The 15,450-nt window shown below is 32.3% G+C and carries 14 protein-coding genes; 9 read left to right on the forward strand and 5 right to left on the reverse strand.

What is annotated here, in order from left to right; all coding sequences use genetic code 11:
* Positions 1-210: 210 nt before the first annotated feature.
* Positions 211-2,340: a carboxy terminal-processing peptidase gene (locus tag OEA66_RS13350; RefSeq protein WP_267281839.1), complete on the forward strand. Its 2,130-nt coding sequence runs from the start codon at positions 211-213 to the stop codon at positions 2,338-2,340.
* A gap of 217 nt (positions 2,341-2,557) precedes the next feature.
* Here the strand turns inward: OEA66_RS13350 and OEA66_RS13355 are convergent, their stop codons facing one another.
* Complete coding sequence (locus OEA66_RS13355) at positions 2,558-3,061, reverse strand: superoxide dismutase family protein (protein WP_267281840.1); 504 nt, start codon at positions 3,059-3,061, stop codon at positions 2,558-2,560.
* Positions 3,062-3,203: 142 nt separating this feature from the next.
* Between OEA66_RS13355 and OEA66_RS13360 the strand changes: the two genes are divergently transcribed.
* The 4 genes from OEA66_RS13360 (at position 3,204) to OEA66_RS13375 (ending at position 7,939) form a co-directional block, all read left to right on the forward strand.
* The gene (locus OEA66_RS13360) at positions 3,204-5,435 is read left to right on the forward strand and encodes a TonB-dependent receptor (RefSeq protein ID WP_267281841.1); all 2,232 of its coding nucleotides are present in this window, start codon (positions 3,204-3,206) and stop codon (positions 5,433-5,435) included.
* A 173-nt stretch (positions 5,436-5,608) separates the two neighbouring features.
* Positions 5,609-6,259 carry a hypothetical protein gene (locus tag OEA66_RS13365; protein ID WP_267281842.1) on the forward strand — a complete coding sequence of 217 codons (651 nt, stop codon included), beginning with the start codon at positions 5,609-5,611 and terminating at the stop codon, positions 6,257-6,259.
* Positions 6,260-6,321: 62 nt separating this feature from the next.
* Positions 6,322-7,653 (forward strand): 2TM domain-containing protein, encoded by a 1,332-nt coding sequence (locus tag OEA66_RS13370; protein WP_267281843.1) that lies wholly within the window; start codon positions 6,322-6,324, stop codon positions 7,651-7,653.
* Positions 7,640-7,939 (forward strand): 2TM domain-containing protein, encoded by a 300-nt coding sequence (locus tag OEA66_RS13375; protein ID WP_267281844.1) that lies wholly within the window; start codon positions 7,640-7,642, stop codon positions 7,937-7,939. The genes OEA66_RS13370 and OEA66_RS13375 overlap by 14 nt, the downstream gene beginning before the upstream one ends.
* A gap of 40 nt (positions 7,940-7,979) precedes the next feature.
* On the opposite strand, the gene OEA66_RS13380 is transcribed toward OEA66_RS13375, so the two are convergent.
* Positions 7,980-9,788, reverse strand: a complete 1,809-nt coding sequence (locus OEA66_RS13380; protein WP_267281845.1) for a T9SS type A sorting domain-containing protein — start codon at positions 9,786-9,788, stop codon at positions 7,980-7,982.
* Between the two features lie 213 nt (positions 9,789-10,001).
* On the opposite strand from OEA66_RS13380, the gene OEA66_RS13385 reads away from it, so the two are divergent.
* Genes OEA66_RS13385 through OEA66_RS13395 form a run of 3 tightly spaced genes read left to right on the forward strand, consistent with a single transcriptional unit; the run spans position 10,002 to position 11,393 of the window.
* Positions 10,002-10,298, forward strand: coding sequence for a 2TM domain-containing protein (locus OEA66_RS13385; protein ID WP_267281846.1), 297 nt, complete (start codon positions 10,002-10,004; stop codon positions 10,296-10,298).
* A gap of 26 nt (positions 10,299-10,324) precedes the next feature.
* The gene (locus tag OEA66_RS13390) at positions 10,325-10,597 is read left to right on the forward strand and encodes a 2TM domain-containing protein (RefSeq protein ID WP_267281847.1); all 273 of its coding nucleotides are present in this window, start codon (positions 10,325-10,327) and stop codon (positions 10,595-10,597) included.
* Between the two features lie 52 nt (positions 10,598-10,649).
* On the forward strand, positions 10,650-11,393 hold the full coding sequence (locus OEA66_RS13395) for a LytR/AlgR family response regulator transcription factor (protein WP_267281848.1): 744 nt from the start codon (positions 10,650-10,652) through the stop codon (positions 11,391-11,393).
* A gap of 58 nt (positions 11,394-11,451) precedes the next feature.
* Here the strand turns inward: OEA66_RS13395 and OEA66_RS13400 are convergent, their stop codons facing one another.
* Both OEA66_RS13400 and mnmA read right to left on the reverse strand, forming a co-directional pair.
* Complete coding sequence (locus OEA66_RS13400; protein ID WP_267281849.1) at positions 11,452-11,649, reverse strand: hypothetical protein; 198 nt, start codon at positions 11,647-11,649, stop codon at positions 11,452-11,454.
* 71 nt (positions 11,650-11,720) lie between these two features.
* Positions 11,721-12,908 (reverse strand): tRNA 2-thiouridine(34) synthase MnmA, encoded by a 1,188-nt coding sequence (gene mnmA, locus OEA66_RS13405; RefSeq protein ID WP_267281850.1) that lies wholly within the window; start codon positions 12,906-12,908, stop codon positions 11,721-11,723.
* 156 nt (positions 12,909-13,064) lie between these two features.
* On the opposite strand from mnmA, the gene OEA66_RS13410 reads away from it, so the two are divergent.
* On the forward strand, positions 13,065-13,592 hold the full coding sequence (locus tag OEA66_RS13410; protein ID WP_267281851.1) for a hypothetical protein: 528 nt from the start codon (positions 13,065-13,067) through the stop codon (positions 13,590-13,592).
* 49 nt (positions 13,593-13,641) lie between these two features.
* On the opposite strand, the gene OEA66_RS13415 is transcribed toward OEA66_RS13410, so the two are convergent.
* Complete coding sequence (locus OEA66_RS13415) at positions 13,642-15,429, reverse strand: T9SS type A sorting domain-containing protein (RefSeq protein ID WP_267281852.1); 1,788 nt, start codon at positions 15,427-15,429, stop codon at positions 13,642-13,644.
* Positions 15,430-15,450 lie beyond the last annotated feature (21 nt).

A 15,450-nucleotide genomic window follows, 5' to 3' on the forward strand; every position in this document is an offset into this window, starting at 1 on the left:
ATAAAACAAGTTCAATTTAATTAATAATTAATAAAATTGTATTGAAAATCAAAGCCTTAAATTTTGAGGTGTTTTAATATTAAAAAAAACTGAAAACTAATGATTATTTCTAAATAAGGTATTAAATTTGATAGTTTGTAACAGAAATTTAATTGTTACTACTAATTAAAATACTTTTTAAAGAAATTAATAAAAATACATTACAGATTTATGTGGAAAAATTTTAAGCTAAATAAATTTTTACTCTTTATTCCATTAACAAGTCTTATGTTTTGTTTCAATTCGCCTAAAAATGATGATGAAAAAATGCAGACGATAATGGTGAGCGTTAAAAACACTCTTTCATACTTACATTACAGCCCAAAACCTATCAACGATGCCTATTCAAAAGATGTTTACAAGCATTATTTTGAAATGATTGATCCGGGAAAAAGATATTTTCTTCAATCTGATATGAACGAATTCGGAAAGCACGAAACTAAGCTTGATGATTATATCAATCAGGGAGATTTACAGTTTTATAAATTAACAATCGACAGATTATACCAAAGAGTTGATGAAATCGATAAAATTACTCAGGAAATTTTCAGTAAGCCAATCAATTTAGAAGAAGACGAAACTCTTACATTGGAATCTAAACTGAAAAAAGTTCCTACAGATCAAAAGGAGCAGTATAATGAGTGGAAAAAATTCATCAAATACAATATTCTTCAGGAAATTGAATCGATGAACAGCAAAGAAGAAGCTCAGAAAGAAAAGAAAGATTCTGTACAGAAATTTAAGCTGAAAGATACCATCAAACTAGAAATTCTTTCGCCTCAACAGAAGCTTACAAAAGCAACTGACGAAGTAAAAGATTTGGTAAAAGAAACTTTTACAAGATTCAAAAAAAGAAAGAAAATGGATTGGTTTTCTGTGTATATGAATGCTTATACAGAAGTTTTTGATCCACACACCAATTATTATTCTCCAAAAGATAAAGAAGATTTTGACACTCAATTTAAAGGAAAAGTGATCGGAATCGGTGCTATTATTCAGGAGAAAAAAGGAAATCTTTATTTGGGTGCATTAACGATCGGAGCTCCGGCTTGGAAATCGAAGAAACTTTCTGAAGGCGATAAAATCTTAAAAGTAAAATCTAAACCGAAAGAAGATCATGTAAACGTTGTGGGAATGCTTTCTGATGAGGCAGTTCGTTTAATAAGAGGGGAAAAAGGAACTCCGGTTACTTTGACAGTTCAGAAAAAAGATAAAACGATTGTAGAAGTAACGATGATTCGTGAAGAAGTGGCTATTGAAGATACTTTTGCGAAAAGCATTATTGTAAATTCTCCAAACGGAAAGAAATACGGATTCATCAATTTACCAAGCTTTAACGCTGATTTTGAAGATGAAAAAGGAAGAAATGCTTCTGATGACATTAAAAACGAAATCGTAAAATTAAAAGCTCAGAATATTGAAGGAATTGTTTTAGATCTAAGAAATAACGGTGGTGGTTCATTAACGGAAGTTGGTGACATCATGGGATTATTTATGAATGCAGGTCCGTATGTTCAGGTGAAAGACGGAAATGGGAAAATCCAGACGTTAAAAAACAAACAGGAAGCTCCAATCTGGACTGGTCCTTTGGTAATTATGCAGAATGAAATTTCAGCGTCGGCTTCAGAGATTTTGGCAGGTGCAATGCAGGATTATGGCAGAGCAATTATCGTTGGTTCACCACAATCTTATGGTAAAGGAACAGTACAGACTTTTGTTGATTTAAACAGATTCTTAAATACTGAAGATGATTTTGGTTCTTTAAAACTGACAATTCAGAAGTTTTACAGGATTACAGGTGAATCAAACCAAAGAAAAGGAATTGTTTCTGATATTAAAATGAAAGATTTCTTTACTTACGCAGAAATCGGAGAAAGATATGATGATTTTGCTTTGGCTTGGGATAAAATTCCGAGTGCTTCTTTCCAAAAGTTAAGCTATTTTGATGTGAAAGCATTAGAAAAAGCAAGCAACGACAGAATGGCGAAAAATGCAAATTATCAGTTATTGCTTGAATCTGCACAATGGAGAGAGCAATTGGATAAAGAAGAGACTATTACATTGAATGTCAATAAGTTTAATGATTTAATGAAACAGAGAAAAGCTCAAATCGAAAAGTTCAAGAAACTGACGAAATTTGATAACGGATTGAAGTTTGAAATGTATCCTGCAGAAATCGAAAGAGAGAAAAAGGATGAAGTTTTCAAAAAGAAATCTGAAATGTGGGTGAAAAACCTAAGAAAAGATTCTTACTTACAGGAAGCGATGAACATCATTGCAGATATGAAAGCAAAGCAATAAAGCCCATCAATAACGAAAAAACCACTAATGAAAATTAGTGGTTTTTTTATGTTTAAAATTTTTGCAGATTATTTTTCTACCGCAAAAGTAACATAAGATATTGCCACTTTTTAAGTAAATCAAAAGCAAACAAAAAATAATAAAGAATCATGTTTTGTAAACTTTGTAATCTTCTTTTTTTCAAAAATTCCTTTTGTCTCGTTGCAGTAAAAGAAATCTATTTAATCTCAATACAACCCACTCTTCCACCTGCATTTCCTGTTGGTTGCGTCTGGAAATCATCTTTTCCGGCGTGAATGATTAATCCTTTTCCGATAATATTTTTACTCTCTTCTACACAATCAAGACACCATTTGTCGGTTTTAAAAGTAAGTTTTGCCTTTCCCTCATTATCAGCAACAAGATTTCCGATGTCGCCCTTATGAAATTGGTTTTCGCCCCATTTTCCGTGATTGTGATTTTCAGGATTCCAGTGTCCTCCTGCAGATTCTCCATCAGGAGAAGAACAATCTGCTTTTTGATGAATATGTACCGCATGAATTCCCGGAGTTAATTTTGTGACTTCCAAATCGAGAATAACATCATTTCCATCTTGAGTAAATTTCGCAGTTCCGCCTGTTTCTGTTCCGCTTTTTGGGATGACGGTATAGGTTTTTGAAGTTGAGCAGGAAATTGTAAATAATGCACAACCTGCAATCAGTAATAGTTTTGTTGATTTCATATTTTATTATTTAGGTTTAAATTTTGGTATTTTTTCAACATTTTTCTAAAAAATACAGTTCAGTAATTCAAATCAACCGTTCGGTCAAAAAAAAAAAGAAACGATAAGTTTTAGATATAGTTTTGTAAGCAAATAAACCGCCATGAAGACTATTTGTACTAAATTTCTTTACTTTTTCGCTTTTTTAATTAGTATTTTTCATTTTTCTCAAAGCATTAAAATTTCAGGAAAAGTAAGTTATAAAAACAAAGGAATATCCGAAGTCAATGTCACTTTGAAAGATACTTATGATGGTGCAACGACTGATAAAGAGGGTAATTTCTCATTTGAAACTTCTGAAAAAGGAAATCATATTCTTACCTATTCACATTCAAAGTATATTGAAGTTGAAAAAAATATCAATATTTCAAATCAGGATTTAAGTATTGATATTCAGTTAAAAGAACAAGTGAACGAAATTGATGCAGTCGTGATCACGGCGGGTTCGATTGAAGCGAGCGACAAAAACAGATCAGCAATTATTAGTCCTTTAGATGTTTATACAACAGCCGGTGCAGATGCGCAGATTTCTTCGTATGTGACGTATCTTCCGGGAGTTCAGAAAGTAGGAGAGACAGAAGGACTTTTTATCCGTGGAGGAACTGGCTCTGAAGCTAAAATTTTTATGGATGGAAGTTTAATTAACAACTATTTCTCCAATTCTGTTCCCGGAATTGCTGGTCGTGACCGTTTCAATACCTCTCTTTTTAAAGGGAATGTATTTTCCAGTGGTGGATATTCTGCGCTTTACGGACAGGCACTTTCCGGAGCTTTAATGCTTGAAAGTGTAGATTTTCCGGACCAAAGTTCTTATGATTTCGGAATTTCGCCTATATTTTTAAATGCAAGTTTACAGAAAGTCAATGATGAAAAAACATTCTCTTACGGAATAAGTGCAGGATATTCCAATTTAAAACTAATGCAGGAAGTTCTGAATTTTAATACAGATTTCAACGAAGCTCCAAGTGGTTTCAATGGAGATTTGAATTTTAGATTTAAAACAAAATCAGGCGGAATGTTTAAATATTATGGAATGTTTAATAATGATGTTATGGGCGTGAAAACAGCAAGTCTGGAACCTGATTCTCAATATTTTTTAGTTGATTTAAAAGGTAAAAACACATTTCACAATCTTTCTTTTAAGCAAAAATTTGGCAAATATCTATTGAATGTTGGTGCATCTTATTCTTTTAACCGGTCAGATTTAAATTTTTCAAGTGAAACAAATGATATTCAGTCTTCGCCAACAAGATTATTAACTGATGGAAATTATTTGAATTTTAAAACGATTTTAGAAAGAAAAATTAACAGAAGAGTTACCGCAAGAGGAGGTTTTGAGTTAAATCAGGCTCGCGAAGAACTTTCTATTGAAGAAGTCCGTAAAGATTATAAAGATTTAATCTCCTCTGCTTTTCTAGAAACAGACATTGCTTTTAGCAACAGATTTTCAGCAAAAGCCGGAGCGAGAGCAGAATATTCATCTTATCTAAAAGAAAGCAATTTTGCGCCCCGTTTTGCACTCGCTTACCGTTTAGATAAAGACTGGACAACATCATTTGCCTACGGAATTTTTTACCAAAATCCTGAAAGCAGATACATTAATTCAGGCGCAAAACTCTATTTTCAGCAGTCGCAGCATTATATTTTTCAGGTTCAGAGAACTGTAGAAGGAAGAAATTTGAGATTGGAAGCATTTTACAAAAAATATAACAATTTAATTAAAGTTCAGAATATTGCGAATATTCCCGGGCAATATCAACCGGTACAGGCTGCAGTCAATAATCAGGGAGACGGTTTTGCAAAAGGAGTTGAACTGTTTTGGAGAGACAAAACAACGATTAAAAATATTGATTATTGGATAAGTTATTCTTATCTCGATTCTGAAAGAAATTTTTTGAATTATCCAACGACTTTAAAACCTGGATTTGCTTCTGAACATACGGTTTCTGTTGTAGCGAAAAGATTTTTCCCAAAGCTGAAATTCCAGACCAATCTTTCATTTAATTATGCGAAAGGAAGACCTTATTACGATATTGTTACCGAAAACGGAACCAATATGATCCGAAATGAAGGAAGTCTGAAAGATTATAGTTCAATCAATCTTAGTTTCAATTATCTTCCGAGTATCGGTAAAAAAGATGCTAAAGCATTTACGGTTTTTGTTTTAAGTGTTTCAAATGTTTTAGGCAGAAAAAATATGTACGGATATAACTTTTCAAATGACGGAAATTTCAGATCAGCAATTGTTCCGCCTGTTAATACATTTGTTTTTGTAGGGGCTTTCATCAGTTTCGGAGTTGATAAAACACAGGATGCAATCAATAATAATCTTTAAAATCACCTTTTTTTACCGCAAAAGAATCAAAAGAAATGACTGAAATAAAATTCAAAAGTTTACAAAATATAAAATCGCTTTTGAATAACTACAAACAGGAATGAAAATCTTTTGTCTTTTTTGCGGTAAAAAGAATTAATAATAAAATATCAAACAATTAAAATTTAGAAATCATGAAAAAATTAATCTTAAGTTTTGCTTTAAGTATGTTGAGTTTAACTGCTTTTGCACAGGGTCAATATGAAAAAATAATGACAGAAAAGATCGCCAAAATAGAAACCTGTAAGACAGCAGAAGATTTCAATGCTTTGTCTAATGATTTTCAGAGAATTGCCGATAAAGAAAAAGGGAAGTGGCAACCAAATTATTATGCTGCATTTTCGCAGATTCAAAAAGGAAGGGTTATGATGCGTGAAAATAAAATGAGTGAACTTGATGCAGTTGCAGACCACGCTCAGGAATTTGTAGATTTAGCAGAAGCAGCAGACAAAAACAATTCTGAAATTTATCTTCTCCAAAAAATGATTTATTCACTAAAAATGATGGTCAATCCGATGGAAAGATACATTACTTTTGGAACGAAAGCTGATGAATTTCTTAAAAAAGCAGAACAACTGAATCCTCAAAATCCAAGAGTAACTTTGATTAAAGCGGAAGATATTTACTTTACACCTGAACAATTTGGCGGAAGTAAAAAGAATGGAATGGAATTATTTAAAGCAGCTTTGGAGAAATTCAATTCATACAAACCAAAAACGGCTTTAGACCCAAATTGGGGGAAATCTGAAGCAGAATATTTTATCAGTCTATCTGCAGAGAAATAAATATTTAATTTTGTCAGCAATAATTTTTCAATTAATGCTTTTTTAAGCTTGAAAACCAATTTATGAAACGTAAAAATTTTATAACATTAGCATGGGTATCGCTTGGTACATCAATGTTCTTCTTTTTTGTCTTTACTGACGAGAAAAATATAGAGAATTTTCTATACACGATTATTATTTCATTCATGTATTCATTTGTTTTGGGTGGTGGAAATGGCTTAATAAACGACTTTCTCAACAAAAAGTTTCCGTGGTCTGAAGCGACAACCAAAAGAGGAATTATAAGTATTGTTGTGATATTGATTGCTAATATTATCATGGTTTATTTCTGTAATTATATGAATTTTGTGGTTTTTCAAAAAGGAGCAACCACAGCAGAATATTTTAAGGGAAAATATAATTTTATCAACTGGTTTACCATCAATATTGCGCTTCTGATTTCGGCTTTTCTTCATGCGAAAGGTTTTATGGATGAACTGAAAAAAACATCCAGAAAAGAAGTTGTAGAGCAGAAATTAATTGCAAAATCTGCCAATGCACAGTTTGAAAGTTTAAAAAACCAGCTCGATCCCCATTTTTTGTTTAATTCTTTAAATGTTCTGAGTTCGTTAATTGATGAAAATCCTGTTCAGGCGCAGAAGTTTACAGCTTCAATGTCAAAGATTTACCGATATGTTTTAGAACAAAAAGATAAAGAATTGGTTACTGTTGAAGATGAAATTGAATTTGCAAAAATCTACTGCGATTTGCTGAAAACAAGATTTGAAGACAGCGTGAATTTTCAGTTTGATGTTGATAAAGAAAATCTGCGAAAATTTGTAGTTCCGCTTTCTCTGCAATTGCTTTTGGAGAATTGTATTAAACATAACTTGGCAACTTCTTCAAAACCATTATCGATAAGAATTTTTACGGAAGGAGATGTTTTATGTATTGAAAATAATCTGCAAATTCGTGAACAGATCAAGGAAAGTGCAGGAATCGGTTTGGCAAATATTGTACAACGTTATTCTTTACTGACAGACAGGAATGTTTATATAGAAAAATCTGAAGATTATTTTAAAGTAAAACTTCCGATTCTTATTGATAAACCGAATGTTATCAGTGTAAATAGTGATGATGAAGATAAAGCGTACTTAAGAGCCCGAAAGAGAGTAAAAGAGATGAAAGGATTTTACGGAAATCTTGCTTCATACTGTATTATTATTCCTTTTTTAATATTTATAAATCTTTATACTCAAAATAAGTATCATTGGTTTTGGTGGCCGCTTTTAGGTTGGGGAATTGGGGTTGCTTCTCACGCTTTCCAGGTTTTTGGAATCGGTGAATCGTGGCAAGAAAAAAAGATTCAGGAAATTATGAATAAACAAAAAAACAGACATCATGGAAAAATTTGACGAAAATGATATCAATTATCAACATGCTAAAAAGCAAGTAGAAAGATTAAGAGGTTTCTATGGGCATTTATTTTCATATGTTGCTGTGAATCTTTTGTTTGCCTATTTCAATTATATCAATCTGAAGCCAAATGAGAGCTATTTTCAATTTAAAAATTTCATTACAGCAATTTTTTGGGGAATAGGAATTTTAGCACATGCGTTGTTTGTTTTTCTGCCTAGATTTGACTTTGCAAAAAAATGGGAAGAGAAGAAGATTAAAGAAATAATGGATAAAAATAAATAGAAAGTCAGCATTGAAAAATGCTGACTTTCTATTTATTAAATTACTTTTTTACAGTCATTTTAAATACTTTGAGTTTTTCTCCTTTTTCGTTATTTACTTGTACTAAATAATTTTCTGGGGTTAAAAGACTTTGTAAATCAAATTGTTGTTCTTTTTTACGCTCTACATTCTTTTTAATAATAAGCTTTCCAGACATATCATAAATTGCGATGGAACATGATTCATTTTGTAAAATACTTCCGGAAATACTAAATTTTCCGTTGTTCGGATTGTTGTATAAAGTCAAATCTTTTTTAGCGTTCGATTCTTCAAGAGATAGCTCGGTTTTTTTATTTAATCTTGCAATATAACCTGTATTTTCTGTTGTTGTACTTGGGATTCTATATGGCATAAAAGCCCCTTCTGTTGCGTAGCCAATGTTGGAATTGGTATTTCCGAAAAGAAACAAAGAATTATTGTCATATTTAACATTGATCGATTTCAGATATGGAGTATTTGTTGAGCTTCCACCATAATAAGAACTCCATTCCAGATTTCCTGAAGAATTAAATTTAGCAAAGAAATTATTGGTCATATTGCTGGATGAACTTTGAGGTGAACTTTGATAAGATCCCGGAGTAGCAATATTATCTGTTGATCCCATTGTAATTCCTGAAATGAATATATCATTTCCGTTTACATCAATTACTTTATCGAAAGTATTCATATCATCACCATTTCCTCCAAAATAAGTACTCCAAACTTTATTTCCATTATGGGAAAATTTAGAAATAAATAAATCTGAACCACCTGTTACTTGTGTTTTGTAAGCGTTCGGTGTTGCAAAAAAATGTGAGTTATTCCAGTTATAATCGGTACCTGTAATATATAATCCAGTTTCATTTACAGACAAATCATATAAAAAGCAAAGAGATGTTCCCATTGAAGGCCCATAATAAGTTCCCCATATTCTTTGCCCGTTCTGAGCATTCATTTTTGTGATAGAATAGTCTGAAGTGTTTGTTTGAAATGCTCCTGCAGTAGCTATTGTATTGAGTGACGGATTGGTATTGGTTGTTGTTATCATATACAGTGCACCATCATAATATTTCATAGCAAATATTACGGTCGGTAAATAGGTTGACCAGATGAGCTCTCCATTTGAGTTTAATTTAGTTAAATAATTATTAGGCTGAATATTTCCCTGAGAATAAACTACATCAAAATCTTCCTGAAAAACACCCGGCGTACTTATATTTTGATGAATGGTTGATCCTGTAATGTAAATATTTCCGGCAGAGTCTGCTATCACATTAGCATATAAACTTTCATCAGGTAAATATGTAGCCCAGATTATTGATCCGGTTGGCGATTTTTTCACAAGCATATGTTTCAACGATGTTTGTGGATTTGTTTGTAACCATGTTCCTGTTGTCGGGTTCATAGTTGATGTGAAAGTTCCTAAATATCTGGAAATTTTGTTGTCTTGATCATCAATTGCCATTAATAATTCGAAGTCTTGATTATTTGTGTTAACATTAAAAGCATGATAACCAAAATAATCAACCGTTCCTGTAGGCGTAATACGAGTAGAATAACCATTATTTATGGTATAATTTCCACCTCCGACAATTACAAATTGATCATAGTAAGAAGCTGTATATAGACTATTAGGGAAAACGTGTGCTTTTAAATGCATATTTTTTTGAGAATCGAGAATAATTCCCTGAGGAACATAATGTCCTGTAACATCAGTACCTGCAGGTCCAAAATACGTTCCCCAACTTCTTTCGTATTCCTGTGCTGAAACTGAATTTAATGAGATTGTAAATAATAAAGCACTGGTTAGTTTTAGTAAAGCTTGTTTCATAAGTATTTTGGTTTGATGTTGATGTAAAGATATAAAATTCTTTTAAAGGTGATTTAATGTTTTTTAATTTATTATATATCTGTTCAGATTTCATTTTTACAGTTCAGTAATTAAATTCTACAGCTCGGTCATATTAAATTGATTTGAGGCAGTAATCTGTTCTACATTTGTCTCAACAAAAGCAAACAAATACTAATTTTAAAACAATACATCATGGAAAATTTATCAGTTAATCAGGAAAATTTAGCATATCGCAAAGCTGCAAAAAGAGTAAAAGATTTGAAAGGTTTTTATGGAAATCTTACTTCATACTGTCTGGTAATTCCTTTTTTGTTGGTCATTAATCTTTTGACGTCGCCGAATGAACTGTGGTTTTACTGGCCAATGTTAGGTTGGGGAATCGGAATTGCTGCTCATGCAGTAAATGTTTTCGGAATCGGAAAAGATTGGGAAGAAAAGAAAATTCAGCAGTTGATGGATGAAGAAAGAAGAAACAAAAAATCACTTTAACTAATAATCAATAAAAAATTAATACCATGAACTATAACAACGCCAAAAACAGAGTAAAAGATTTAAAATCATTCTACAAAAACTGTATGTGGTTCGGAATCGTTGCCGGAATCATATTGCTGAGAAATTTTATAAAATATAGAGAAACGGATCATGTTTTTCACGGGTCAATAATCTTGACAGTTTGGGGAATCATTTTAGCAGTAAAAGCGGTAAAACTTTTTATTTTTGATGCTGAATGGGAAAATAAAATTATTCAGGAAGAACTTCAAAAAACCAAAAAGCCGATTAATTTTTAAAAACGAAAAGATTTAATTAATTTTATCTGAATTAAAGCTAAAATCAAACTCAATGATCAGAACTGTCATTATCGAAGACGAAAAACCTGCAGCAAGAAAATTAGAAAGAATGTTGAGTCTTTTTCCTGATTTGCAATTGGTTGCAAACCTGGAATCGGTAGAAGATGCCGTGAACTGGTTTTCTGAAAATGAGCATCCTCAATTGATTTTTTCAGACATCGTTTTGGGAGACGGTTTATCATTTGATATTTTTGAGAAAATTTCTACAAAAGCATTTATTATTTACACGACCGCTTTTGATCAATATACTTTAAAAGCTTTCAAACTCAACAGCATCGATTACCTTCTGAAACCAATTATGGAGGAAGATCTTGCGGGAGCAATTGAGAAATTTAAATCATTTATTCCTTCAGATCAGTCTGTGAATTCGGATGATATCAAGCAACTTATTAAGAAAGAAAAATCTATTCTTTCGAGAATTCTGGTGAAAATTGGGTACAATTTAAAAATTGTTCAGACACAAGAAATCAGCTGTTTTTACAGTGAAAACAAAATTGTTTATCTTCAGACTCAGGATAGGGTTTACCCTTCAGATTTTACTTTAGATGAGCTTACTGAAGTTCTTGATGATAAGAAGTTTTTCCGTGTCAACAGACAGTTTATTATCAATTCAGATTTTATCAAAAATATCCATACTTCACCTAATTATAAAGTGGAACTAAATTTTCAGCCAAGCGAAGAAATTACAGTTAGTCGGGAACGAGTAAAAGATTTTAAAGATTGGTTAGTAAACTAAATTTGTATTAAAACAAAAAAAGAGGTCTGAATCTCTTCAAACCTCTCTTATTGTAATTTTAAATTTTATTTTTCTCTTTCTGACCATATTTTTCAGCTGTAAAATAAGTTAAAACAACCAAAATGATACTCAAGGTCAATCTCGAATTTTCAGGGTGTACAATTTCCTGATAAAGATTATAGCCTAAAACGGCACATGTAATCGCAATTAAAAACTGATAAAGAGAAGTGTACTGATGGGTAAGAATAGTTTTCATAATAGATATTTTTTATTGTTATTTACTAAGTAAGTATCACAATCTAAAATATGTTACAAAAAACTTTTACATTACGAAATCACACCGCTTCCAATCAATTCATCTTCCAAATACCATGATGCAAATTGCCCTTCAGCAATAGCAGATTGAGGATTTTCAAATTCCATATAAAAAGCATTTTCAAACTGGTGAATTGTCGCTTTCTGAAGCTCCTGTCTGTAACGGAATCTTCCCAATATTTCCATTGATTCTCCATTTTGTAATCTTAAATCTTCACGAACCCAATGCAATTCAGAATTATCGATTTTCAAAGCCTTTTTATGCAAACCCGGGAAACTATGACCTTCACCAACGAAGATAATATTGTTTTCCATGTCTCTTGATACGATAAAACAGCTTTCTTTATGTCCACCAATTCCAAGGCCTTTGCTTTGTCCGATCGTGAAAAATTGAGCGCCTTGATGCTTTCCGATAACTTTTCCGTCAGTTTTTTTATAATTGATTTTTTTACTTAAAAATTCAAGCTCTACTTCTTTAGAAGAAAAAGCCGGAATTTCTTCAGAAAATAAAGGAGAATCTTTAAAAATCTCTACAATCTCACCTTCTTTTGGAACTAATTGTTGTTGTAAAAATTGTGGCAAACTTACTTTTCCGATGAAACAAAGTCCTTGAGAATCTTTCTTATCAGCAGTAACCAATCCGATTTCTTTGGCAATTTCTCTAACCTGAGGTTTTGTCAGTTCACCGATTGGAAATAAAGCTTTAGACAATTGATCCTGATTCAGCTGACATAAAAAGTAAGACTGATCTTTATTGTTGTCTTTTCCTGCTAAAAGATGGAAGATTTCCTTTCCGTTTTCATCAAAAGTAGAATCTACTCTTGCGTAATGTCCGGTTGCCACTTTATCTGCTCCCAAAGACATTGCTGTTTTCATAAAAACATCAAACTTCACCTCTCTGTTGCACAAAACATCAGGATTCGGAGTTCTTCCTTTCTGATATTCATCAAACATATAATCAACGATTCTTTCCTTATACAAATCGCTCATGTCGATCACCTGAAACGGAATCCCCAGTTTCTGGGCAACCATCAAAGCATCATTACTGTCTTCAATCCACGGACATTCGTCTTCCAAAGTTACGGAAGCATCGTTCCAGTTTCTCATAAATAAAGCCACAACTTCGTGACCTTGTTGCTGCAGCAAATATGCTGTAACACTCGAATCTACACCTCCTGAGAGGCCTACTACTACTTTCATGTATTCAATTTTACGAAACTCTTAACGGGAGTTCTTAGTTGAGCGGCAAAATTACGATAATCCTATTCACAAAAAAAATGATAATTTTATGCATTGATAAAAACGATAGAATCACAAAATCGTTGTTTAATTTTTTACAAAATAAAAATATTCAATATGAAAAAACTATTTATTTCTTCACTGATCCTGATCTCTGGATTGTCATTTTCTCAAGTTTCCATTGGAACTCCAACAGCTGAAACCAATAAATGGACATTCGGTGGAGGTTTGGGGGTCGGTTTCGGAAGCAATTCTTATTTTAATCTTCAGGTTGCACCGAGAATAGGGTATCGGTTGACGAATGATTTGGAAGCTGGTTTAATTGGAAGTGTTTCCTGGCAGACTTCAGATTTTTATAAATCGACAATGTTTGGTTTTGGTCCTTGTGTGAATTATTATTTCGCAAGATCTTTCTTTGTGAGTGGAAATCTGCAACATTTTTTCATCAATTATGAAGATAAGTTTTATGATTTCAAAAACGATCAACAAGAGACTGCATTATATTTGGGAGGTGGATATATGCAACAAATCGGGAATAATTCTTTTATGCAGATCGGTTTGATGTATAATGTTTTATATAAAGAAAATAGCAGTGTGTTTTCTGGTGGATTAATTCCTAGTGTGGGTTTTGTGGTGGGACTTTAAAAGATTTAGATAAAAAAGGCATCAGTTTTTTTTTGATGCTTTTGCCCTATTATTTGATAATTAATTTAAAACTTTTTACGAACATTTTATCTGCTTTTTTTATTGATAGAATATAATTTCCTTTCGAAAGTTGATTTTCAAGGTTAAAATGCTCTTCTTTACTTTTTTGAATGCTTCTGGAATAAATTAATCTTCCGGACATATCATTAATACTGATAATATGTGGTTCTTTATTTAATACAGACCCTTTTAAACTGAAATTTCCATTATTTGGATTGTTGTATAGAACAAAATCTTCAGAAGAATTTACTTCAGAGGTAGAGAGAAATTTAGGATTGAATTTGACAATATATCCAGAACGACCCATTGTAACTCCCGGTGGATAAATAATTCCTTGCTGATAACCATTTGTGGATGTTAAGCCGTTGTTACGATAAGTTGCTCCATACAGATAAAATCCGTTGGTTGATTTTGAGAAACTGCACCTCGCATCAATAGTCTCTGAAGGGCTATTAGCAGTACCTCCGTAATACGAAATAAAATCTGGCTGTCCATTGTTGGTATTTAGAATACCAAAAAAAAGATCTTCACTATTCGGGTTAGGTTTTGTGCTGGCAAAAGCTCCAGCGGTTGAAATATTATAATTTCCGTGATGTAATCCTGTGAAAAGCAATTTCCCATTTTTTATATCAAGTCCTCTGTCTCCGCTGTAAGAATCATAACCATCAGTTCCTATGTAGGTACTCCAAACCCTGTTTCCTGAAAGATTGAATTTCGTAATAAACATATCAGCGCCATCATTCGTCTGAGATTTATAAGCTCCTTCTGTAGCATAATAAATACCACCCATTATGCCAAAGGTCATTCCTGTTACATATACTCCTGTTTCATCTGCTTTTATATCAGAAAGACTTGCATCAAGCGTATTGCCTGGTGTTCCATAATAGGTTCCCCATATTCTTTGTCCTGTCATTCCGTTAATTTTCGAAATAAACTGTCCTGCTTTTGCAATCTGAAAAGTATTTGGGGATGATAATGTTGCTTCTGTTGTATTTAAGTCATTATTTCCAAAAATGTAAAGATTATTCTCATAAACAGTTAGCCCGTTTATTGAACTGGAAGGGGTGTAAGTTGCCCAAAGTTTTTGACCTTGAGGATTTAATTTTACGATATAAGTATTGGATAAAAGTTCCCCTGAAGCATCATAAACATACTTGAAATTCTGTTGAAAAGTACCCGGATCTGCCAAGGTTTGCCATTTTGTATTACCTGCGATATAAATATTTCCGTCATTGTTGACCTCAAAATTGTAAAATTCTCCATTATTGGGAACGTAGGTTTTCCATAAGAGATTATTATTTATATCATATTTAGCAAGGATTACATCAGTTGGCTCATTATTGTTTGGTAGCCATACTCCGGATGGAAGTGCTGTGTAAGCTGTAATATTACTCACCATATCATATCGGTTTCCAAGATCATCTCTGAAATAAGTGTTTTGTTTTGATGTGGGCAAATAAGATATTTTATATTCTGCCTGTAGGAGATTTCCTGAAGATGAAAATTTGCCATATAAGTTATTAGGATCGTTTCCTGTATATGTTTGACTTCCAGAAGTCACAAACTGATTATAATAAGAAACAGGAGTGCTTCCTCCAGTAGGATTTAGATAAGTAGTGATAATATCTACAGAGATGTTAGAAGAGCTGTCTTCATAAATTCCTGTAAGATAGGTATTAGTCCCACCGAAATAAGTGGCCCAATCTCTGTCATAATTAAAGCTTTGGGCAAACAGACTCGAAGAAAATAAGATAAAGAATAGATTTTTTGATTTCATATTCAATTTATTATTTTATGA

Origin of the sequence: Chryseobacterium luquanense, from assembly GCF_026460945.1 — a bacterium.
Taxonomy (GTDB): Bacteria; Bacteroidota; Bacteroidia; order Flavobacteriales; family Weeksellaceae; genus Chryseobacterium; species Chryseobacterium luquanense.

Coding starts and splice junctions, on each gene's coding strand:
- OEA66_RS13355 (WP_267281840.1), bottom strand. CDS start 3,061: ATGAAATCAACAAAACTATTACTGATTGCAGGTTGTGCATTATTTACA.
- OEA66_RS13350 (WP_267281839.1), top strand. CDS start 211: ATGTGGAAAAATTTTAAGCTAAATAAATTTTTACTCTTTATTCCATTA.
- OEA66_RS13365 (WP_267281842.1), top strand. CDS start 5,609: ATGAAAAAATTAATCTTAAGTTTTGCTTTAAGTATGTTGAGTTTAACT.
- OEA66_RS13415 (WP_267281852.1), bottom strand. CDS start 15,429: ATGAAATCAAAAAATCTATTCTTTATCTTATTTTCTTCGAGTCTGTTT.
- mnmA (WP_267281850.1), bottom strand. CDS start 12,908: ATGAAAGTAGTAGTAGGCCTCTCAGGAGGTGTAGATTCGAGTGTTACA.
- OEA66_RS13390 (WP_267281847.1), top strand. CDS start 10,325: ATGAACTATAACAACGCCAAAAACAGAGTAAAAGATTTAAAATCATTC.
- OEA66_RS13385 (WP_267281846.1), top strand. CDS start 10,002: ATGGAAAATTTATCAGTTAATCAGGAAAATTTAGCATATCGCAAAGCT.
- OEA66_RS13380 (WP_267281845.1), bottom strand. CDS start 9,788: ATGAAACAAGCTTTACTAAAACTAACCAGTGCTTTATTATTTACAATC.
- OEA66_RS13375 (WP_267281844.1), top strand. CDS start 7,640: ATGGAAAAATTTGACGAAAATGATATCAATTATCAACATGCTAAAAAG.
- OEA66_RS13370 (WP_267281843.1), top strand. CDS start 6,322: ATGAAACGTAAAAATTTTATAACATTAGCATGGGTATCGCTTGGTACA.
- OEA66_RS13360 (WP_267281841.1), top strand. CDS start 3,204: ATGAAGACTATTTGTACTAAATTTCTTTACTTTTTCGCTTTTTTAATT.
- OEA66_RS13400 (WP_267281849.1), bottom strand. CDS start 11,649: ATGAAAACTATTCTTACCCATCAGTACACTTCTCTTTATCAGTTTTTA.
- OEA66_RS13410 (WP_267281851.1), top strand. CDS start 13,065: ATGAAAAAACTATTTATTTCTTCACTGATCCTGATCTCTGGATTGTCA.
- OEA66_RS13395 (WP_267281848.1), top strand. CDS start 10,650: ATGATCAGAACTGTCATTATCGAAGACGAAAAACCTGCAGCAAGAAAA.